This window comes from Streptomyces sp. NBC_01775 (genome assembly GCF_035917675.1).
In the GTDB taxonomy this organism is placed as follows: Bacteria; Actinomycetota; Actinomycetes; order Streptomycetales; family Streptomycetaceae; genus Streptomyces.
Window position 1 is genome coordinate 6,330,074 of record NZ_CP109104.1, and the last position, 20,568, is coordinate 6,350,641.

At 71.5% G+C, this 20,568-nt stretch carries 17 protein-coding genes; 10 read left to right on the forward strand and 7 right to left on the reverse strand.

Features of this window, described 5'->3' with window-relative positions; genetic code table 11:
- Positions 1 to 213: 213 nt before the first annotated feature.
- Positions 214 to 480 carry a 30S ribosomal protein S20 gene (gene rpsT, locus OHB04_RS28110; RefSeq protein ID WP_326690430.1) on the reverse strand — a complete coding sequence of 89 codons (267 nt, stop codon included), beginning with the start codon at positions 478 to 480 and terminating at the stop codon, positions 214 to 216.
- A gap of 195 nt (positions 481 to 675) precedes the next feature.
- Between rpsT and lepA the strand changes: the two genes are divergently transcribed.
- Positions 676 to 2,544, forward strand: a complete 1,869-nt coding sequence (lepA, locus tag OHB04_RS28115; RefSeq protein ID WP_326690431.1) for a translation elongation factor 4 — start codon at positions 676 to 678, stop codon at positions 2,542 to 2,544.
- A gap of 251 nt (positions 2,545 to 2,795) precedes the next feature.
- Positions 2,796 to 4,682 (forward strand): AMP-dependent synthetase/ligase, encoded by a 1,887-nt coding sequence (locus OHB04_RS28120; protein WP_326690432.1) that lies wholly within the window; start codon positions 2,796 to 2,798, stop codon positions 4,680 to 4,682.
- A 70-nt stretch (positions 4,683 to 4,752) separates the two neighbouring features.
- On the opposite strand, the gene OHB04_RS28125 is transcribed toward OHB04_RS28120, so the two are convergent.
- Positions 4,753 to 5,349 carry a response regulator gene (locus tag OHB04_RS28125; RefSeq protein WP_326690433.1) on the reverse strand — a complete coding sequence of 199 codons (597 nt, stop codon included), beginning with the start codon at positions 5,347 to 5,349 and terminating at the stop codon, positions 4,753 to 4,755.
- The gene (locus OHB04_RS28130; protein WP_326808564.1) at positions 5,346 to 7,805 is read right to left on the reverse strand and encodes an ATP-binding protein; all 2,460 of its coding nucleotides are present in this window, start codon (positions 7,803 to 7,805) and stop codon (positions 5,346 to 5,348) included. Before OHB04_RS28130 ends, OHB04_RS28125 begins: the two co-directional genes overlap by 4 nt.
- Before the next feature lie 171 nt (positions 7,806 to 7,976).
- On the opposite strand from OHB04_RS28130, the gene OHB04_RS28135 reads away from it, so the two are divergent.
- Positions 7,977 to 9,950, forward strand: coding sequence for a SpoIIE family protein phosphatase (locus OHB04_RS28135; RefSeq protein ID WP_326690435.1), 1,974 nt, complete (start codon positions 7,977 to 7,979; stop codon positions 9,948 to 9,950).
- A gap of 34 nt (positions 9,951 to 9,984) precedes the next feature.
- Here OHB04_RS28135 and hemW read toward each other — a convergent pair whose 3' ends face one another.
- The 3 genes from hemW to OHB04_RS28150 all read right to left on the reverse strand — a co-directional run bounded on the left by hemW (position 9,985) and on the right by OHB04_RS28150 (position 12,946).
- Positions 9,985 to 11,226: a radical SAM family heme chaperone HemW gene (gene hemW, locus OHB04_RS28140; protein WP_326690436.1), complete on the reverse strand. Its 1,242-nt coding sequence runs from the start codon at positions 11,224 to 11,226 to the stop codon at positions 9,985 to 9,987.
- 72 nt (positions 11,227 to 11,298) lie between these two features.
- A complete protein-coding gene (locus OHB04_RS28145; protein WP_326690437.1) occupies positions 11,299 to 12,147 on the reverse strand; it encodes a DUF3097 domain-containing protein in 849 nt (282 codons plus the stop codon).
- A gap of 46 nt (positions 12,148 to 12,193) precedes the next feature.
- On the reverse strand, positions 12,194 to 12,946 hold the full coding sequence (locus tag OHB04_RS28150) for an MBL fold metallo-hydrolase (protein WP_326690438.1): 753 nt from the start codon (positions 12,944 to 12,946) through the stop codon (positions 12,194 to 12,196).
- 195 nt (positions 12,947 to 13,141) lie between these two features.
- Here OHB04_RS28150 and hrcA point away from each other — a divergent pair, with 195 nt between their 5' ends.
- From hrcA to OHB04_RS28185, 7 genes are all read left to right on the forward strand, one after another.
- Positions 13,142 to 14,158, forward strand: a complete 1,017-nt coding sequence (hrcA, locus tag OHB04_RS28155) for a heat-inducible transcriptional repressor HrcA (RefSeq protein ID WP_326690439.1) — start codon at positions 13,142 to 13,144, stop codon at positions 14,156 to 14,158.
- Positions 14,159 to 15,289, forward strand: a complete 1,131-nt coding sequence (gene dnaJ / locus OHB04_RS28160) for a molecular chaperone DnaJ (protein ID WP_326690440.1) — start codon at positions 14,159 to 14,161, stop codon at positions 15,287 to 15,289.
- A gap of 212 nt (positions 15,290 to 15,501) precedes the next feature.
- A complete protein-coding gene (locus OHB04_RS28165; protein WP_326808565.1) occupies positions 15,502 to 16,605 on the forward strand; it encodes a nitronate monooxygenase in 1,104 nt (367 codons plus the stop codon).
- On the forward strand, positions 16,602 to 17,351 hold the full coding sequence (locus OHB04_RS28170) for a 16S rRNA (uracil(1498)-N(3))-methyltransferase (RefSeq protein ID WP_326808566.1): 750 nt from the start codon (positions 16,602 to 16,604) through the stop codon (positions 17,349 to 17,351). Before OHB04_RS28165 ends, OHB04_RS28170 begins: the two co-directional genes overlap by 4 nt.
- Positions 17,352 to 17,491: 140 nt before the next feature.
- Complete coding sequence (locus OHB04_RS28175; RefSeq protein WP_326808567.1) at positions 17,492 to 18,106, forward strand: hypothetical protein; 615 nt, start codon at positions 17,492 to 17,494, stop codon at positions 18,104 to 18,106.
- 10 nt (positions 18,107 to 18,116) lie between these two features.
- Positions 18,117 to 18,494 carry a histidine triad nucleotide-binding protein gene (locus OHB04_RS28180; protein ID WP_326808568.1) on the forward strand — a complete coding sequence of 126 codons (378 nt, stop codon included), beginning with the start codon at positions 18,117 to 18,119 and terminating at the stop codon, positions 18,492 to 18,494.
- 6 nt (positions 18,495 to 18,500) lie between these two features.
- Positions 18,501 to 19,430, forward strand: a complete 930-nt coding sequence (locus tag OHB04_RS28185; protein WP_326690445.1) for a ribonuclease Z — start codon at positions 18,501 to 18,503, stop codon at positions 19,428 to 19,430.
- 61 nt (positions 19,431 to 19,491) lie between these two features.
- On the opposite strand, the gene OHB04_RS28190 is transcribed toward OHB04_RS28185, so the two are convergent.
- Positions 19,492 to 20,496 carry a pyridoxal-phosphate dependent enzyme gene (locus OHB04_RS28190; protein WP_326808569.1) on the reverse strand — a complete coding sequence of 335 codons (1,005 nt, stop codon included), beginning with the start codon at positions 20,494 to 20,496 and terminating at the stop codon, positions 19,492 to 19,494.
- Positions 20,497 to 20,568 lie beyond the last annotated feature (72 nt).

Sequence of the window (20,568 nt, forward strand, 5' to 3'; positions counted from 1 at the left end):
GCAGGGGGTCGGCCCGGCGTATGGCGGAGGGCGCATGACGAAGGCCCCGTCTCCGCCCTGGGGAAGGGGGGAGACGGGGCCTCGTGTGGTGCTCGTGCGCCGCACCCGCGTGGCGAACGCAGGCCGCGTGCGGCGCGCTGTCTCAAGCGGTGGCTCTGGCGAGGGCGGAAGAGAGAGGGCCCGCCGGATACGCCGGAGCCGGAAGGGGTGAGGTCAGCCCTTGAGGGTGGCCACGTGCTTGGCCAGCGCCGCCTTCTTGTTGGCGGCGTTGTTCTTGTGCAGAACGCCCTTGCTGGTGGCCTTGTCGAGCTTCTTGCCGGCGACCCGCTGCGCCTCGGCGGCCTTGACGGCGTCGCCGGCGGCCACGGCCTCGCGGGTGCGACGGATCGCGGTCTTCAGCTCGGACTTGACGGCCTTGTTGCGCTGCCGTGCCTTCTCGTTGGTCTTGATCCGCTTGATCTGGGACTTGATGTTCGCCACGAATGAGCCTTTGCGGTTCGGATGTACTTCGGAGTTCCGTCTCAGTGCCAGAAGGCACAGTCGCCCAGGCTACCAGCCGGGCTTCGGCCCCTCCCAATCCGGTCGCACCCCGCGCGCATGGGACCATGGGGGCGAACGGAACGACCCGAAGCCCTCGCCGCCAGACCCGACAGGCCAAACCCGACAGGACACTGCGTGCCCGCGACCCCAACGAACGCGCCGGAGCCGAGCCGTACCGACCCGGCGTTGATCCGTAACTTCTGCATCATCGCGCACATCGACCATGGAAAGTCCACGCTGGCCGACCGGATGCTCCAGCTCACCGGCGTCGTGGACAAGCGGCAGATGCGCGCGCAGTACCTCGACCGCATGGACATCGAGCGCGAGCGGGGCATCACGATCAAGTCCCAGGCCGTCCGGATGCCCTGGGCGCCCAGCGAGGACGCGGGCAGCCCGTACATCCTCAACATGATCGACACCCCTGGGCACGTCGACTTCACCTACGAGGTCTCCCGCTCGCTGGCGGCCTGCGAGGGCTGCGTCCTGCTGGTCGACGCCGCGCAGGGCATCGAGGCCCAGACGCTCGCCAACCTGTACCTGGCGATGGAGCACGACCTCACGATCATTCCCGTGCTCAACAAGATCGACCTGCCGGCCGCCCAGCCCGAGAAGTTCGCCGCCGAGCTGGCGCACCTCATCGGCTGCGAGCCCGAGGACGTGCTGAAGGTCTCCGCGAAGACCGGCGAGGGTGTCGAGGAGCTGCTGGACGAGGTCGTACGCCAGGTCACACCGCCGGTCGGCGACGCGGCGGCGCCGGCGCGTGCGATGATCTTCGACTCGGTCTACGACGCCTACCGCGGCGTGGTCACCTACGTGAAGGTCGTCGACGGGCAGCTCAGCAGGCGCGAGCGCATCCGCATGATGTCGACGGGCGCGACGCACGAGCTGCTGGAGATCGGCACCAACTCCCCCGAGATGACGCCCGCCGACGGGCTCGGCGTCGGGGAGGTCGGCTATCTGATCACCGGTGTGAAGGACGTGCGCCAGTCCAAGGTGGGTGACACCGTCACCCTGCTGGCCAAGGGCGCGGAGAAGGCGCTTCCCGGGTACAAGGACCCGAAGCCGATGGTCTTCTCCGGGCTGTATCCGCTGGATGGCTCGGACTATCCGGAGCTGCGGGACGCGCTGGACAAGCTGCTGCTCAACGATGCCGCGCTGACGTACGAGCCGGAGACCTCGGCGGCGCTCGGCTTCGGCTTCCGCGTGGGCTTCCTCGGTCTGCTGCACCTGGAGGTGATCAGGGAGCGGCTGGAGCGCGAGTTCGGCCTCGACCTGATCGCCACCGCGCCCAACGTGGTCTACCGCGTGGTCATGGAGGACGGCACCGAGCATGTGGTGACCAACCCCAGCGAGTTCCCCACGGGGAAGCTCGACACCGTGCACGAGCCGGTCGTGCGCGCGACGCTGATCGCGCCCAGCGAGTTCATCGGCGCGATCATGGAGCTGTGCCAGTCGCGGCGCGGCAACCTCCAGGGCATGGATTACCTGTCCGAGGACCGGGTCGAGCTGCGCTACACGCTCCCGCTCGCGGAGATCGTCTTCGACTTCTTCGACGCGCTGAAGTCCAAGACCCGGGGCTACGCCTCGCTGGACTACGAGCCGACCGGCGAGCAGAGCGCCGATCTGGTCAAGGTCGACATCCTGCTCCAGGGCGACAAGGTGGACGCGTTCTCCGCGATCGTGCACAAGGAGAAGGCGTACGCCTACGGCACGCGCATGGCCAACAAGCTGCGGGAGCTGATCCCCAGACAGCAGTACGAGGTGCCCATCCAGGCCGCCATCGGCGCCCGGGTCATCGCCCGCGAGACGATCCGCGCGATCCGCAAGGACGTCCTCGCCAAGTGCTACGGCGGCGACATCTCGCGTAAGCGCAAGCTGCTGGAGAAGCAGAAGGAAGGCAAGAAGCGGATGAAGGTCGTGGGGCGCGTGGAGGTGCCGCAGGAGGCCTTCATCGCCGCGCTGTCCTCCGACGACAGCGGCGGCGAGGCCAAGGCCAAGAAGTAGCTCCTCCCGCGCGCCTCGGCCCCCGGCGCGCCGGGCCCCGCCGTCCCGCCCGGCGCCCCTCGGCGTACCCGAGGGCAGTCCTCCGCAGCAGCCCCCTTACGTAAGGGGGCTGCTGCCTTTACTCTGATCACTGCTCAGTAGTTACTCGTGAGTCAAATAAGCGCGAGCGAGTCACGCGGCGCGACGAGCCAAGGCGAGTCAGCACGCACGAGCCGAGCCGACACAGCAGGACGCGGGCCCCGGAGGATGTCGTGAGCGACACACAGTCCCTGATCGAGAACCGGCCGCCTTCCGTGGCGACGCTCTTCCTGGAGCGCGTGGAGGCCACGCCCGACGCGGAGGCGTACCGCTATCCGGTGATCCGCGCCTCCGGTGAGGGACCCGATGAGTGGCGCTCGTACAGCTGGGGCGAGGCGGCCGAGCGGGTGTTCGCCCTCGCCGCCGGGCTGATGGAGCTGGGCGTCGGCCCCGAGGAGCGGGTCGCCATCGCGTCCGGCACCCGGATCGAGTGGATCCTCGCCGACCTGGGCATCCTGTGCGCCGGGGCGGCCACCACGACCGTCTACCCCAGCACCAACGCCGAGGAGACGGCCTTCATCCTCGCCGACTCCGAGAGCACCGTCCTGGTCGCCGAGGACGCCTCCCAGCTCGCGAAGGTACGGGAGCACCGCGCCGAGCTGCCCAAGCTGGCGCACGTGGTGCTCATCGACGGCGAACCGGCGCCCGAGGAGGCCGAGGAGGGCTGGGTGCTCTCCTTCGCCGAGCTGGAGCGGCGTGGCACCGCCTACCGCGAGAAGCACCCGGACGCGGTCACGGACGTGGTGCGCGGGCTGCGCTCCGACCAACTGGCCACGCTCATCTACACCTCCGGTACGACCGGCCGGCCCAAGGGCGTCCGGCTGGCACAGGACGCCTGGTCGTACATGGCCAAGGCCATCCCGCAGACGGGGCTGCTGACCCCGGACGATGTGCAGTATCTGTGGCTGCCGCTTGCGCATGTGTTCGGCAAGATGCTGATCTCCGCGCAGATCGACGCCGGACACGTCATCGCCGTCGACGGCCGCGTTGACAAGATCATCGAGAATCTGCCGGTCGTCCAGCCGACGAAGATGTGCGCCGTGCCGCGGATCTTCGAGAAGGTCTACAACGGCGTCGCGCAGAAGGCGCGGGCCGGCGGCAGCGCCAAGTACAAGATCTTCCAGTGGGCCGCCGAGGTCGCGCGCGAGTACGCGCGGACCACCCAGGACAACCAGCGCCGCACCGGCACCCCCTCGGCCCCCGCCGGGCTGAAGGTCAAGCACGCCATCGCCGACCGCCTGGTCTACAGCAAGCTGCGGGAGGCGTTCGGCGGCCGGATGGTCGGCTGCGTCTCCGGCTCCGCGGCGCTCGCCCCCGACCTGGGCTACTTCTTCGCGGGCGCCGGCATCCCGGTGCTGGAGGGCTATGGCCTCACCGAGTCGTCCGCCGCCAGCTTCTGCAACCGCACGGACAACTACCGCACCGGCACCGTCGGCAAGCCGATGCCCGGCACCGAGGTGCGCATCGCCGACGACGGGGAGGTCCTGCTGCGCGGACCCGGCATCATGCAGGGCTATCACGGGCTGCCGGACAAGACCGCCGAAGTCCTGGAGGAGGACGGCTGGTTCCACACCGGCGACATCGGTGAGCAGTCCGACGACGGCTATCTGAAGATCACCGACCGCAAGAAGGACCTGATCAAGACCTCGGGCGGGAAGTACATCTCGCCGGCCGAGGCGGAGGGCCAGTTCAAGGCGGTCTGCCCGTACGTCTCCAACATCCTGGTGCACGGCGCCGGACGGAACTTCTGCACCGCGCTCATCGCGCTGGACGAGCCGTCGATCATGGCCTGGGCCGCGGACCAGGAGGCGCTCAAGGGCAAACCGTACGAGACCGTCGTCGTCTCCGAGGAGGTGCGCACCCTCATCGACGGCTACGTCGAGGAGCTGAACAGCGGCCTCCAGCGCTGGCAGACCATCAAGAAGTTCCGGGTGCTGCCGCGCGACCTGGACATCGAGCACGGCGAGCTGACCCCCAGCCTCAAGCTGAAGCGCCCCGTGGTGGAACGGAAATTCGGCGACCTGATCGAGGAGATGTACGCGGGAGCGCGCGAGCGCTGAGCCGGAACGGGACGAGAAGCGGACGGGACCCGGACGGACGGCACGGGCGGGCGGCCCACGGCAACGGGTCTCAGCGCTCGACACAGCGCAGCTCCTCCAGCGCCTCGGCCATCTCGGCCACGTGCCGCGCGAGCTGCTCGGTGTCGTCGCTGGAGGACAGGTGGCCCTCCACCACCTCCAGGCGGTGTGCGAAGTCGTCGAGCCGGTGCTGCTCGTGGTCGAGCAGGTCCTGCAACTGCCGGTTCTTGCGGTGCAGATCGAGGAAGACCGCCACTTTGGTGCGCAGCACCCACGGGTCGAACGGCTTGGTGAGGTAGTCGACGGCGCCGGTCGCGTAGCCGCGGAACGCGTACCCGGCGTCGGTCGCCGTCTCCGCTCCGGTCAGGAAGATGATCGGGATGTCCTTGGTCTGGTCGAGCCGCTTGATGTGGGAGGCCGTCTCGAAGCCGTCCATGCCCGGCATCAGCACGTCGAGCAGCACCAGCGCGAAGTCCTGCCGCAGCAGCGCCTTCATGGCCTCCTCACCCGAGCCGGCACGTACGAGGGGCACCTGGAGCGCGGAGAGGACGGCCTCCAGCGCGACGAGATTGTCCTCCATGTCGTCGACGAGGAGGATGCTGGCTTCGTGTTCTCTGGCGGTGGTACGCGCCGTGATACCGGTGGTCATTGCGGCCTCGTAGACGATTGCGGATCGAGCAGGGCGAGCACGGTACTCAGCAACAGATCGATGTCAACAGGCTTGGGCACATAGGCGGAAGCGCCCGAGGTCAACGACTGCTGGTCGTCACCCGGCATGGCCTGCGCGGTCAGCGCCACGACGGGCAGCGCCGCGAAGCGGGGGTCGGCCCGCAGGGTGCGGATCGCCTCGTAGCCGTCCAGCTCCGGCATCATGATGTCCATCAGCACCAAGTCGGTCGTCGGTCCCTCACCGAGGCGGGTCAGCCCCTCGCGGCCGTTCTCCGCGTAGCGCACGGACATGCCCACGCGGCCCAGGACATGGGTGAGCGCGAAGACGTTGCGGATGTCGTCGTCCACGATCAGCACCTTGGTGTGCGGCAGCACCTCCGCCGCTCTGCCGCGCTGCCAGCGCGCCAGGCTCGGCGGCGGTGCGCCGTGGTCGGGTGCCGCGTCCGTGACGTTCCCGGCGACCTCGTGGGTGACTTCCTTGATACGCGGGTGGGGGACGGCCATGACGGTCCCCGGCTGCGGCTCGGCCAGCCCGGTGGGGACCGTGAACGTGAAGTGGCTGCCCTTGCCGGGCTCGCTCTCGACCGAGACACGCCCGCCGAGCAAGGTGGCGATCTCCTGGCTGATGGACAGGCCGAGCCCGGTACCGCCGTAGGTGCGGTGCGTGGAGCGGTCGCCCTGTTGGAAGGCCTCGAAGACCAGCGCCAGGCGCTCGGGCGCGATCCCGATCCCGGTGTCCGACACGGTCATCTCGACCCTCTCCCGGTCTCCCGGGACCGGTCCCACCCGCAGCTCGACCCGGCCCTCGGAGGTGAACTTGAAGGCGTTGGAGAGCAGATTGCGCAGCACCTGCTGGACCCTGCGCTCGTCGGTGAACAGCTCGCGCGGGGTGCCGTCGGTGACCTGCACGGTGAAGCCCAGACCCCGGTCGAGCGCGAGCGGGCGGAAGGTGTCGTGCACATAGGTGATCAGCTTGAGCAGGGTGACCCGCTGGGGGCGTACCTCCATGCGGCCGGCCTCGACGGTGGACAGGTCGAGCACGTCGTTGATGAGCTGGAGCAGATCGGTGCCCGAGCGGTGGATGGTCTGCGCGAAGCGGACCTCCTCCTGGGAGAGGTTCCCCGCCTCGTTGTCGGCCAGCAGCTGGGCGAGCACCAGCAGGGAGTTGAGCGGGGTGCGCAGCTCGTGCGACATGTTCGCGAGGAACTGCGTCTTGTACTCGGACGAGGCCGCCAGCAGCGCCGCCTTCTCCGACAGCTCGGTGTTGGCGCGGATGGTGTGCAGGGCGACGCCCATGGTGTGCATGAACTGGTCGAAGAAGGCCAGATGGATATCGCTGAACGGGGTGAAGGAGGCCAGCTCCAGCACGCCCAGCACCCGGTCCTCGTACAGCACGGGCAAGATCACCACACACCCGGGCGGGGCCGAGCCCAGCCCCGAGGCGATCGGCAGATAGCCGCGCGGCACATCCGTGAGCAGCAGCCGCCGCTTCTGCGCCGCCACCTGCGCCACCAGGCCCTGGGCCGGGGCACCCTGGACGAGCAAGCCGCGGTTCTCCAGTGCCGTGGTGCCGAAGCCCGCCACGTAGATGAGATCCGAGGCGTCCTGCGAGGGGGCCGACGCACCGCTGGGGACGCGGGCCAGGAACAGGGCGCCGTACTGCGCGCCGACCAGCGGCGGCAGCTCGCGCATGATCAGCTCGGCGACCTCCCTGATGTCGCGGTGGCCCTGCATCAGCGCGGCCAGCCGGGTCAGGTTCGATTCCAGCCACTCCTTGGCGCGGGTCGTCTCGCGGAGGTCGGACACCATCCGGTTGACCGCCTCGGCCGCGGCCCGCCAGCTGCCCGACAGCCCGCTCAGAGAGGTGTGCGGGGGCGCCGGCCTGCCGTCGACGGGGGTGGTGTCCTCATCGACACCGGCCCGGGTCACCTCGCTGGTGAACAGCGCGAGCTGGCCGGTGACCCGGTTGACGGTGCGGCCGAGCCGGCGCAGCTCGCCGCGTATCGGGCGGTGCCCGTCGTACTGCTCGATCCGCGGCGACAGATCGCCCTCGGCCACGGCAGTGAGCACCCGCGTCGCCTCGGCCACCGGGTAGGTGAGGGTGTCCAGAAGCGTGTTTGCCGCGATCACGGTGTCCGTCCACGATCCGGTGCCGGGGCTGGCGCTGAGGCGCTCGTCGATGCGCCCGTGACGGGTCACCTCCCGCTGGACGCGCACGAGTTCGGAGCCGAGGTGTTCCACCCGTGCCGCGAGTCCGTTGACGGCGTCGGCCAGCGCCTGGCAGTCGTCCTTGCCCAGACCCGACAGCGACTCGGCGCTCAGCACGGCCCGGGCCTGGAAGTTCCCGTCGCACAGCGCGGTCAGCGCGGTCAGCGCGGGTCGCAGGTCGGGGGCGGCTTCGGGGAGTTCCCTGGGCTTTGCGAAATCGGAAGACATGGCTCAATTCCCACCACTTCCGTGACTCGGTGCATATGAGCGGGCCCAGTCTGTCACTCTTGCCCTACTGCGCTGAGTGCGTTTGACAGAACTGCCGGACCCCCGCCGGGACCGGGGGGATCTCCCCGGCCGAGGCCCGGCCGACGGCTGGGGAAGCTGGGGGAGGGTGCGATGAGGCGCGCTAAGGACGCGGGGGCCACAAGCTCACGCGGACCCATGGCGCCGGGGGAGCGGGCCAGGAAGCGGGTGGCAGGGGAGACCGCCGTCGCCGTCCCAGGACCGCGTGAGATCTCACGGACGGTAAGGACCGAGCTGCCGGGCAACGCGCTGGCTGCTGCGGCGGCACGCAGCTTCGCCCAGGCCGCGCTCGACGAATGGGGCCCGCGCGGCCCGCTGATGGATGACACGGTGCTGCTGGTCAGCGAGCTGGTGACCAACGCGGTCGTGCACGCGGGCACCTCCGTGGAACTGGAGTGCAGATACGCCTCGGGGATCGTCTACGCCGAGGTCACCGACCGCCATCCGGCCCGCGCCGTCACCTCGCGTGGCGAGGCGGGCCACGGCTACGGCCTGCGGCTGGTGAGCACGCTGGCCAAGGAGTGGGGCATCAGCTATCGCAGGGACCGCAAGGCCGTGTGGTTCCAGCTCGGCCCGGCCGAGGACACGGACGGCTACGACGGGCTCGACGAGGCACCCGACAGCGCGCACCGGGGCGCGCAGGGGGATGCGTACGACGCCGCGCACGGGGACGCGAACCGGGATGAGTACGGGGACGCGCACGACGGTGCGTCCGGTGACCGGACCGGCGCACCGGCGCACCCCGAGTGGACGAGCAACGGCGCGCTCTCCTTCCTCGCCGAGGCGTCCGACCTGCTCGCGGGTCACACCGACGAGGACAAGGTCGCCTCGCTCGCCGGGCAGTTGATGGTGCCCCGCTTCGCCGACTGGTGCGCCGTATGGCTGGAGGACAGCGAGCGCGCGCGCCTGCCGAGGCTGGCCCGCGTCTGGCACGCGCAGGAGAGCCGCATGGAAGGGCTGCGGGCCGAGCTGGAGAAGGAGCCGCCCGCCCTGGTGCCCCGCGCGCTGCCCGGTCAGGCCGTCCCCTGGCGCTGGCCCGAGGGGGCGGGCGCCGAGGACGGCTCCGGCGCCTCGGTGATGTGCCGCCTCGTGGTGGGCGGGCGCGCCGTCGGCACCCTGGTGATCGGCCGCGGGCAGCTGTCACGCATACCGGACGAGGTCATGGGCCTCGTCGAGGACTTCGCGCGCCGGGTGGCCCTCGCCGTCCTCTCCGCGCGCCGCTACACCCTCCAGGCCACCATCAGCAAAGTCCTCCAGCGCGGGCTGCTGCCCAGCGAGGAGATGCACGTACCCGGCCTGGAGACGGCACTGGTCTACGAGCCCGCGGGCGAAGGGGCCTGGGCCGGGGGCGACTTCTACGACCTGCTGCGACTGGCCGACGGCAGCTGGCGCTTCGCGCTCGGCGACGTGTGCGGCAACGGCCCGGAGGCGGCCGTCGTCACCGGCCTCGCCCGCCCCGTGCTGCGGCTGCTCGCCCGCGAGGGCTACTCCGTGCCCGAGACCCTGGACCGCCTCAACCGCGAGATCGGCGAACAGGCACGGTTCCTCTCCCTGATCTACGGCGAGCTGTCCTTCCGCGCGGGGTCGGTGGACTGCACCGTCGCCTGCGCGGGACACCCGCTGCCGCTGGTGCGGGAGGCCTCGGGCACCGTACGGGCCGCGGCGCTGCCACAACTGCTCCTGGGCGTGATGCGCGAGGTGACCTACGACAGCCAGACCTTCACGCTCCACCCGGGGGACACGTTGTTGTGCGTGACCGACGGCGTCACCGAACGCCGGTCGGGCCGACGGCTGTTCGACGACGGTGACAGGCTGGCCACGGTCCTGGCGGGCTGCGAACAGCTGGACGCCACGGACACCGCCGAACGCGTACGCCGCGCCGTGCACGGCTTCGCGCCCGGCCCGCCGACGGACGACCTGGCCATGCTGGTGCTGCGGGCGCCACCCCTCGGGGCGCCTGGGGCGCGGGAGGACACGACGGGTTCTTCGGGGCCCTCCGGTTCTTCGGGGCCCTCCGGCTCTTCGGGCCCCTCGGATCCGGAGGGTGCGGAACCGGCCACGCGCTGAGGGCGGCCGGGAAACGGGCCGGTGGTGCGGCCGGTCAGTCCACCAGGTCCCGGACCACCGCGTCGGCCAGGAGCCGGCCGCGCAGGGTCAAGGCCGCGCGGCCGGCCTCGTAGTGGCCGGGCTCCAGCAGCCCGTCGTCCCGCGCCTGACGTGCCGCCTTCGCACCATCCGGTGCGAGGAGGGAGAGCGGGCAGCCCCGCGCGAGCCGCAGCTCCAGCAGGATCCGCTCGACGCGCCGGTCCTCCGGCGAGAGCAGCTCGCGCCCCGCACCCGGGGATCGGCCCTCCGCCAGGGCCTGCGCGTACGCGGCCGGATGCTTCACGTTCCACCAGCGCACCCCGCCCACATGGCTGTGTGCGCCGGGTCCCGCGCCCCACCAGTCGGCGCCCTTCCAGTACAGCTCGTTGTGCCGGCAGCGGGCCGTCTCGTCGCCCCTCGTCGCCCAGTTGGAGACCTCGTACCACTCCATACCGGCCGCCGAGAGCCGCTCCTCGGTCATCAGATAGCGGTCCGCGTGCGTGTCGTCGTCCGTCATCGGCACTTCGCCGCGCCGGATACGCCGCGCGAGCTGGGTGCCCTCCTCGACGATCAGCGCGTACGCCGAGATGTGATCGGGCCCCGCGCCGAGCGCGGCGTCCAGCGAGGCGCTCCAGTCCTCGTCGGACTCGCCGGGGGTGCCGTAGATCAGGTCGAGATTGACGTGCGAGAAGCCCGCGGCGCGGGCCTCCGCGACACATGCCTCCGGGCGGCCCGGGGTGTGCGTGCGATCCAGGATCTTCAGCACGTGGGGGCGGGCGCTCTGCATGCCGAAGGAGATCCGGTTGAAGCCGGCCGTGCGCAGCGCGCTGAGGTAGGCGGGATCGACGGATTCCGGATTCGCCTCGGTGGTGACCTCGGCGTTCTCGGCCAGCCCGAACTCGTCCTTGACGGCGGTCAGCATGCGCGACAGGTCGGCGGCGGGCAGCAGCGTCGGCGTTCCGCCGCCGACGAAGACCGTCTCGACCCGACGCGGGTCGTCGCCCAGCACCTTGCGGGCCAGGCGGATCTCCTCGGTGAGGGTCTCCGCGTAGCTCTCGCGCGAGGCGAGGACGCCGTCCTTGCCGCTGCGCAGCTCGGTGGCCGTGTAGGTGTTGAAGTCGCAGTAGCCGCAGCGAGAGGCGCAGAAGGGCACGTGGATGTAGATGCCGAGGGGGTGTGACGTGCGGTTTTCCTGCGCGGAGGGCGGCAGGGAGCCGTCCTCGGGCACGGCTTCGCCGTCGGGGAGTGCGGAGGGCATGCGTCTATTGTCCCCTGCCGGGCCCCTTCCCCGGCTTGCAGGGGAAGGGGCCCGTGGAAGCCGGGGCGGGGGCTACCCCTCCGGCGCCGTCACAAAGTCGATCAGCTCTTCCACCCGTCCCAGGAGCGCCGGCTCCAGGTCCTTGTAGGTGTGGACGGCACCGAGGATGCGCTGCCAGGCGGCGCCCGTGTTGAGGGCCCAGCCCAGGCCCTCGCACACGCCGTGCTTCCAGTCGGTACCGCGCGGCACCCGGGGCCATCCGGCGATGCCGACGGACGAGGGTTTCACGGCCTCCCAGATGTCGATGTACGGATGGCCGACGACCAGCACATCGCCCGCACCGTCCCCCGCGACCTCCGCCGCGATACGGGACTCCTTCGAACCGGGCACGAGGTGGTCCACCAGGACGCCCAAACGGGCATCAGGGCCCGGCGAGAACGCCTCGACGATGGCGGGCAGGTCATCGACGCCCTCCAGGTACTCGACGACGACGCCCTCGATGCGCAGGTCGTCGCCCCACACCTTCTCGACCAGCTCGGCGTCGTGCCGTCCCTCGACGTAGATGCGGCCCGCGCGGGCCACCCGGGCGCGGGCGCCGGGTACGGCGAGGGAGCCGGAGGCGGTCAGGCGCGGGCCCGAGGGGGCCGTGGCGGAGGCGGCTGCGCCCGGACGGACCAGGGTCACCGTCCGGCCCTCCAGCAGGAAGCCGCGCGGGGCCATGGGGAAGACGCGGTGCTTGCCGAAGCGGTCCTCCAGGGTGACCGTCGGGCCCTCGGCGGTTTTCTCGCACCGGATGACCGCACCGCAGAATCCGGTCGTGACCTCCTCCACCACCAGATCCCGGTCGGCGGGCACCTCGGGCACCGGCTGCTTCCGCTTCCACGGAGGGGTGAGGTCGGGGCTGTCGTAGCGGCTGCGCATGGGCACATTCTGCTATGCGGCCCGTGCGCCTGCGCGGAATCCGGGGCTATCCGGTCCAGGACTCGAACCGGCGCGCCAGTGACTCGCGTTGTGCGCGGACGAACGCGGCGTCCACCAGCGCGCCGTGCCCCGGCACGTACACCGCGTCCTCGCCGCCCAGCGCCAGCAGCCGGTCCAGCGCCTCCGGCCAGCGGGCCGGGTGCGCGTCCGGGCCCGCCTGGGGCTCGCCGGACTCCTCCACCAGGTCCCCGCAGAAGACGACGTCGGGCGAGCCCGGCACCAGCACCGCCAGGTCGTGCCCGGAGTGTCCGGGGCCGAGGTTGGCGAGGACGGCCTCGCGCCCGCCCAGGGGCAGGGTCAGCTCGCCGCAGACCGGATGGTGCGGCGGTACGAGGACGTCGGCCGCCTCCGCCGCCTCGTCCTCCAGGAGGCCGTGCGCCACGGCGTCGTCGCGCAGCGACTCGGCCTGCCGGACGAGAAGTTCGCCGACGCCGACGGCGCCGTACACCTGAGCGCCGGAGAAGGCGGCCGTGCCGAAGACGTGGTCGAAGTGCGGGTGGGTCAGCACGATCCGGGTCGCCGGGCGGCCCAGCAGGGCCCGTACGTCCGCGCGGATCCCGGCGCCCTCGCGCAGGGAGGAGCCGGTGTCGATGACCAGCACCTCGTCCTCGCCCCCGACCGCGCCCACCGTCGCGTCCCACTGCGGCAGCCTGCGGCGGACCACACCCGGTGCGATCCGCTCCCAGTCCGCGAGGGGAGCGGACGGATCCCGCCCCGCGTCTTCCCGATCCGGCTCCATACGACGACGCTAACGGCACAGGGCCGGCAACGCCTGCCCCCGGGCCCCGCGCGGTACGGTCGAGCCAGCTCGATCGGGCGGCCCTTGCCCTGGCTGTGGCGACCGGCCGTACACTGGCACAGGGATCCTGGCACTCCCGAACGGAGAGTGCCAGGGACGGAATCCAGAACCGCGGCCGGACGGGAGGTGTGCGTCATGCTCAGCGAGCGCCGTCTTGAGGTGCTCCGCGCCATCGTCCAGGACTACGTCGGCACGGAGGAGCCCGTGGGCTCCAAGGCCCTCACCGAGCGGCACAATCTCCAGGTCTCCCCCGCCACGGTCCGTAACGACATGGCGGCGCTGGAGGACGAGGGCTTCATCGCCCAGCCGCACACCAGCGCGGGCCGTATCCCCACCGACAAGGGGTACCGCCTCTTCGTCGACAAGCTCGCCGGAGTCAAGCCGCTGTCCTCGCCGGAGCGGCGCGCCATCCAGAACTTCCTCGACGGCGCCGTCGACCTCGACGACGTCGTGGGGCGCACGGTCCGCCTCCTGGCCCAGCTCACGCGGCAGGTCGCCGTCGTGCAGTACCCCTCGCTGACCCGTTCGACGGTGCGGCACGTGGAGCTGCTGGCGCTGGCCCCGGCGCGGCTGATGCTGGTGCTGATCACCGACACCGGCCGGGTCGAGCAGCGCCTGATCGACTGCCCGGCGCCGATCGGTGAGACGGTGCTCGCCGACCTGCGCGCGCGGCTCAACAGCCGCGTGGTGGGCCAGCGTTTCACCGAGGTCCCCTCCCTGGTGCAGGATCTTCCCGAGTCGTTCGACGCGGACGACCGGGGCACGATCTCGGCCGTGCTGGCGACCTTGCTGGAGACCCTGGTCGAGGAGACCGAGGAGCGGCTGATGATCGGCGGCACCGCCAATCTCACCCGCTTCGGACACGACTTCCCGCTGACCATCCGCCCCGTCCTGGAGGCGCTGGAGGAGCAGGTCGTTCTGCTGAAGCTGCTCGGGGAGGCCAAGGACCCGGGTATGACCGTACGAATCGGGCATGAGAACCAGCATGAGGGACTGAGTTCCACATCGGTCGTCTCGGTCGGCTACGGTTCGGGCGACGAAGCAGTCGCCAAACTTGGCGTGGTCGGACCGACCCGCATGGACTACCCCGGAACGATGGGAGCTGTACGCGCAGTGGCACGGTACGTCGGACAGATCCTCGCGGAGTCGTAAGTGGCGACGGATTATTACGCGGTCCTCGGCGTGCAGCGCGACGCCTCGCAGGACGAAATCAAGAAGGCCTTCCGCAGGCTCGCACGCGAGCTGCACCCGGACGTCAATCCGGACCCGAAGACCCAGGAGCGGTTCAAGGAGATCAACACCGCTTACGAGGTGCTCTCCGACCCGCAGAAGAAGCAGGTCTACGACCTCGGCGGCGACCCGGCCTCGGGCGCGGCGGGCGGCGCCGGAGGGTTCGGCGGCGGCTTCGGCAACTTCAGCGACATCATGGACGCCTTCTTCGGCACCGCCTCGCAGCGCGGCCCGCGCTCGCGCACGCGCCGGGGCCAGGACGCCATGATCCGGCTGGACATCGACCTGGACGAGGCGGCGTTCGGCACCACCAAGGACATCCAGGTGGACACCGCCGTCGTCTGCGGTACGTGCAGCGGCGAGGGCGCGGCGCCCGGCACCTCGGCGCAGACCTGTGACATGTGCCGCGGTCGCGGCGAGGTCTCCCAGGTCACCCGCTCCTTCCTGGGCCAGGTCATGACCTCGCGCCCGTGTCCTCAGTGCCAGGGCTTCGGCACGGTCGTGCCCACCCCCTGTCCGGAGTGCGCGGGCGACGGCCGGGTGCGCTCGCGGCGCAGCCTGACCGTGAAGATCCCCGCGGGCGTGGACAACGGCACCCGTATCCAGCTCGGAGGCGAGGGCGAGGTCGGCCCCGGCGGCGGCCCGGCGGGCGACCTGTACGTGGAGATCCACGAGACCCCGCACTCCACCTTCCAGCGGCGCGGTGACGACCTGCACTGCACGGTCACCATCCCCATGACGGCGGCGGCCCTCGGCACGAAGGTGCCGCTGGAGACGCTGGACGGCATGGAAGAGATCGACATCCGCCCCGGCACCCAGTCCGGCCAGTCGGTCCCGCTCCACGAGCGCGGCATCACGCATCTGCGCGGCGGCGGCCGGGGCCAGCTGATCGTCCACGTCGAGGTCACCACCCCCACCAAGCTGGAGCCCGAGCAGGAGGAACTGCTCCGGCGCCTGTCGAAACTGCGCGGCGAGGAACGGCCCACCGGCCAGTTTCAGCCGGGACAGCAGGGGCTGTTCTCCCGCCTGAAGGACGCCTTCAACGGGCGTTGAGGGCTGGGGCCGGTTCCTCGGCCGGGGGTCCGGGGGTTGTCCCCCGGGGGGTGCTGTAGCGGGCGTTGAGGGCTGGGAGTCGGTTCCTCGGCCGGGGGTCCGGGGGTTGTCCCCCGGGGGCGCCGTAACGGGTGTTGAGTGGGCCCTGGGCCGCCTCGGTGCTGGTGACGCGGCGTGCAGGGGGCGTAGAGGAGCGTGACAGGATAAGGCCCATGTCCACCTCGTTGCCTACGCTCTCCGAGCTGACCGAGTATCCCGTCATCCAGGCACCGATGGCCGGCGGCGTCTCCCGCCCCGAGCTGGCCGCGGCCGTCAGCGAGGCGGGCGGTCTGGGCTTTCTCGCCGGCGGGTACAAGACGCCGGACGCGATGTACAAGGAGATCAGACAGCTGCGCCGGCTCACGAGGCGGGGCTTCGGCGTCAACCTCTTCATGCCCCAGCCGAGCACGGCGGACCCGGCGGCGGTCGAGGTCTACCGCGAGCAGCTCGCGGGCGAGGTCACCTGGTACGAGACGGAGCTGGGCGACACCGAGGGCGGCACGGACGACGCGTACGAGGGGAAGCTGGCGATCCTCTACGAGGACCCCGTCCCCGTCGTCTCCTTCCAGTTCGGCTGCCCCTCGCGCCGCGTGCTGGAGCGCTTCGAGAAGGTGGGCACCTACACCATGGTCACCGCGACCACCGTCGCCGAGGCACAGACCGCGCAGTGGGCGGGCGCGCACGCCGTGTGCCTCCAGGGCATAGAGGCCGGCGGCCACCAGGGCACGCACCGTGACGACCCGCAGGCCGACGCCTCGGTGGGGGGCATCGGGCTGCTCTCGCTGGTGACGCAGGTCAAGGAGTCCGTACAGCTGCCGATCGTCGCCTCGGGCGGGCTGATGCGCGGCGGCCAGATCGCCGCCGTGCTGGCGGCGGGCGCGAGCGCCGCCCAGTTGGGGACGGCCTTTCTGGTCACCACCGAATCGGGTGCCAACCCGCTGCACAAACAGGCCATGACCAACCCGCTGTTCACCCGCACCGAGCTGACCCGCGCCTTCTCGGGGCGCCCGGCGCGCGGCCTGGTGAACCGTTTCATGCGCGAGCACGGTCCGTACGCCCCGGCCGCCTACCCCCAGATCCACTATCTGACCGCCGGGCTGCGCAAGGCGGCGGCCAAGGCGGGCGACCCGCAGGCGATGGCCCTGTGGGCGGGCCAAGGACACCGGCTGGCACGGGAGTTGCCCGCGGCGCAGCTCGTCGAGGTGCTCGCGGCCGAACTCTCCGTCGCGCGCGAGGGAATGTCCCCGCGCGGCGGTGCGGAGGGTGGACGCGAATGACGGCGCCGGTCTTCCTCACCGACCCGGGGCGGCTCACGGGCCTGGCCCCGGGCGATGTCGCGTGGCTGGACGGTCCGGAGGGGCGGCACGCCGTCACTGTGAAGCGGATGCGTCCTGGCGAGGAGATCGTCCTCGCGGACGGCGCGGGGATCGGGGTCAGCGCCACCGTGGTCTCCGTCGAGGGCAAGGACCAGCTCAGGGCCGAGGTCGTCACCACGCGTACAGAGGCGGAGCCGCGCCCCCGGATCACCGTCGTCCAGGCGCTGCCGAAGGGGGACCGGGGTGAGTTGGCCGTCGAGACCATGACGGAGACCGGAGTGGACGCGGTCGTGCCGTGGAGGGCCTCGCGCTGTGTCACGCAGTGGAAGGGTGAACGCGGGGAGAAGGCGCTTGCCAAGTGGCGTGCAGCCGCACGTGAGGCGGGCAAACAGTCCCGGCGGCTGCGCTTTCCCGGGATCGCGGAGCCGGCCGCCACCTCGGATGTGGGTCGGCTGCTCGCCGACGCCGCCTTCGCGGGGGTGCTGCACGAGGAGGCCTCCGGGCGCCTGGCGACGGCGCCACTCCCTTCGGACGGCGACATCGTGCTGGTCGTCGGGCCCGAGGGCGGGATTTCGCCGGCGGAGCTGACCGTCTTCGAGGAAGCGGGCGCCGACGTGTACAAGCTGGGCCCGAGCGTGCTGCGTACGTCGACGGCGGGGACAGCGGCGGCTGCCGTACTGCTGGCGCGGTCCGGCCGCTGGTCCTGAGCCGGCGCCGCGGCGGGGTCGTACGGAGCGTCTCCGTCCCGAAAAGATGGGGAAAAGGGGGCTTTCCGCGGGGCCCTCGCGGTGGGACGCTGCCGAGTATGGGGAGGAATCGGCGATTAGCGAGCGGGGCCCTCGCCGCTGTGGCGGCGATCGGCCTGGCCACCGCGTGCGATCCGAACGCCACGGGGGCTCTCAACTCGGCAGCGGTGGCCGTCACCACGGACCAGGTCGGCACCGAGGCCCTCGAACGCGCGGGCATCAAGGTGCGGTGGATGAGCTGTACGGCGCAGATGGGCACCCGACCGGGAGCCACGTCCCCGGCGAACGCCGAGGCGGGGCGGACCCGGCAGGTGGCGAAGGTCGCCTGCGAGGGCGAGACCACCAGCCGTACGAAGCTCACGCTCAGGGGGAAGGTCACCGAGGAGCGCGACGGGCACTGTGTGCGCGGGGCCCTCACGGCGAAGGCCGGGACCAGGACGCTCTTCCGCGCGAACGTGCTCGGCAACTGCGACGAGAAGCCCGGCGGTTCGCGGCCTCCCTCCCGGACGAAGGAGCCGACGGCGCGCCCCACCGTCACCCGTACGGTGTCGCCGCCGGGCAGCGAGCGGCCCACCTCGCGGCCCCCGGCCACCCCGCCGGTGACGGTGACCGTGACCAGCAGCCCTGATCCGCCGCCGTCCGAGCCCTCACCCGATCCCTCGCCCACCTGCCGGTGCGGCTCGCCTGAGCACAAGGCCGCGCGCGCGGACCGGTAGCATCCCGTCCATGGCTGGAGAACCCCAGGCGGACTGCCTGTTCTGCAAGATCGTGGCGGGCGAGGTGCCGGCGACGGTGGTCCGGGACACCGAGACGACCGTCGCCTTCCGGGACATCAACCCGCAGGCCCCCACCCACATCCTGGTGATCCCCAAGGCGCACTACCCGGACGCCGTCTCTCTCGCCGCGGCCTCGCCGCAGCTGATGGCGGACGTGGTGCGCGAGACGGGGGAGGTCGCGGCGCAGGAGAAGATCGTCCCCGGCGACGGCGGCCCGGGGACGGGATACCGCGTCGTGTTCAACACGGGCTCCGGCGCCGGCCAGACCGTCTTCCACGCGCACGCGCATGTACTCGGAGGCCGCGGCCTCGAATGGCCCCCCGGATAACCGGCGTTGTCCACACGAGAGCTGGTGGTGCTGGGCACCGCGAGTCAGGTACCGACCCGGCAGCGTAATCACAACGGGTATGTCCTGCTGTGGGACGGGGAGGGCATTCTCTTCGACCCGGGCGAGGGCAGCCAGCGGCAGATGGCGCACACCTCCGTGGCCGCGCACGACCTCACCCGGATCTGTGTGACGCACTTCCACGGCGACCACTGCCTCGGCCTGCCCGGCGTCATCCAGCACCTGAGCCTCGATCAGGTGCCGCACACCGTCACGGCGCACTACCCCGCCGCGGGGCAGCCCTACTTCGCACGGATGCGGCACGCGACGCCGTTCCACGAGACGGCCGTGTTGCGCGAGGCACCCGTGCACAGCTCCGGTGTGCTCGCGGGCGGCCCCGGCGACCCGGAGGGGAGCGCGCTGCCCTTCACCCTGGAGGCCGTCGAACTCTCGCACCGTATCGAGACGTTCGGATACCGGCTGACCGAGCCCGACGCGCGCCGGATACTGCCCGCCCTGCTCGCGGAGCGCGGGATCGCGGGGCCGGACGTGGGCCGCCTCCAGCGGGAGGGGGAGCTGCGGGGCGTGCGGCTGGAAGAGGTCAGCGAGCCGCGCAGGGGGCAGCGCTTCGCCTTCGTCATGGACACCCGGCTGTGCGACGGGGTGTACGCGCTGGCCGAGGGCTGCGACCTGCTCGTGATCGAGTCCACGTTCCTGCACGCCGAGGCCGAACTCGCGGACAGCCACGGGCATCTCACCGCGTACCAGGCCGGCCGCGTCGCCGCCGAGTGCGGGGTGCGGCACCTGGTGCTGACCCACTTCTCCCAGCGCTACACCGACGCCTCCGCCTTCGGTACCGAGGCGCGTGCCGCGGGGTACGAGGGAGAGCTGACGGTCGCCGAGGACCTCACCCGGATCCCGGTGCCCAAACGGCGGTGACGGCGCCGAACCGGGTGGCAGGTGACGGCGCCGAACCGGGTGGCAGCGGGCCGCGACGCCCTCAGCCCATCACCTCGATGAAGCGCTCCAGGCCGATGTTGCCGCCCGAGATGACGACGCCCACCCGCTCGGGCGGGTTCTCCACCCGGCCGGACAGCAGGGCCGCCAGCCCGGTGGCGCCGCTGGGCTCCACCAGCATCTTCAGCCGCTCGAAGGCGAAGCGCATCGCCGAGCGGATCTCGTCGTCGCCGACCAGCACCACACTCTCCACCAGCCGCTGGTTGACCGGGAAGGTCAGCTCGCCCGGGGTGGACGCGGCCTGGCCGTCGGCGAGGCCGCGCGGCACCTCGATCCGCACCCGGTGCCCGGCAGCCAGCGAGCGGGCCGTGTCGTCGCCGTCCGCCGGCTCGACGCCGACCATCCGGATGCCGGGCCGCAGCCCCGTCGCCGCCGTCGCGCAGCCCGCCATGAGCCCGCCGCCGCCCACCGGCACCACCAGCGCGTCCAGGTCGGGGACCTCCTCCAGCAGCTCCAGCGCCGTCGTGCCCTGGCCGGCCATGGTGTGCGGGTGGTCGAAGGGCGGGATGACGGCCAGGCCGCCTTCCTCGGCGATCTTCTCGCCGATCGCGACCCGGTCTTCCGTGTAGCGGTCGTAGGTGACGACCCGCGCTCCGTATCCCTCCGTCGCCACCCGCTTGGCCACCGGCGCGTCCTCGGGCATCACGATCACCGCGCTGGAGCCCAGCTCGCGCGCGGCGAGCGCCACGGCCTGCGCGTGGTTCCCGGAGGAGTAGGCCACCACGCCCCGGGCCAGCTGCTCGGCGGAGAGCTGGGCCAGGGAGTTGTAGGCGCCGCGGAACTTGAAGGCGCCTATCCGCTGGAAGTTCTCACACTTGAGGAAGACCTCGCGGCCCACGAGCCCGTCGAGGGTGCGGGAGCGGACGACGGGGGTGCGGTGTACGGCACCTTCGATGCGCGCCGCGGCGGCACGTACGTCGTCGAGGGTGATCACGGGAGAAGCGGATTCGGCGTGGGAACCGGCGACGCCGGCGGAGTCGGTGGTCATTTCGCGAACGTATCCCACCGGCCCGGGGCCGGGCGACGGAATACGTCCCGGTCAAGGGCGTGCGGCCGGCCC

Excerpts from the sequence above, each read along its gene's own strand:
- OHB04_RS28125 (WP_326690433.1), bottom strand. The coding sequence starts at position 5,349 with ATGACCACCGGTATCACGGCGCGTACCACCGCCAGAGAACACGAAGCC.
- OHB04_RS28130 (WP_326808564.1), bottom strand. The coding sequence starts at position 7,805 with ATGTCTTCCGATTTCGCAAAGCCCAGGGAACTCCCCGAAGCCGCCCCC.
- OHB04_RS28135 (WP_326690435.1), top strand. The coding sequence starts at position 7,977 with ATGAGGCGCGCTAAGGACGCGGGGGCCACAAGCTCACGCGGACCCATG.
- hemW (WP_326690436.1), bottom strand. The coding sequence starts at position 11,226 with ATGCCCTCCGCACTCCCCGACGGCGAAGCCGTGCCCGAGGACGGCTCC.
- OHB04_RS28145 (WP_326690437.1), bottom strand. The coding sequence starts at position 12,147 with ATGCGCAGCCGCTACGACAGCCCCGACCTCACCCCTCCGTGGAAGCGG.
- OHB04_RS28150 (WP_326690438.1), bottom strand. The coding sequence starts at position 12,946 with ATGGAGCCGGATCGGGAAGACGCGGGGCGGGATCCGTCCGCTCCCCTC.
- hrcA (WP_326690439.1), top strand. The coding sequence starts at position 13,142 with ATGCTCAGCGAGCGCCGTCTTGAGGTGCTCCGCGCCATCGTCCAGGAC.
- OHB04_RS28165 (WP_326808565.1), top strand. The coding sequence starts at position 15,502 with ATGTCCACCTCGTTGCCTACGCTCTCCGAGCTGACCGAGTATCCCGTC.
- OHB04_RS28170 (WP_326808566.1), top strand. The coding sequence starts at position 16,602 with ATGACGGCGCCGGTCTTCCTCACCGACCCGGGGCGGCTCACGGGCCTG.
- OHB04_RS28180 (WP_326808568.1), top strand. The coding sequence starts at position 18,117 with ATGGCTGGAGAACCCCAGGCGGACTGCCTGTTCTGCAAGATCGTGGCG.
- OHB04_RS28190 (WP_326808569.1), bottom strand. The coding sequence starts at position 20,496 with ATGACCACCGACTCCGCCGGCGTCGCCGGTTCCCACGCCGAATCCGCT.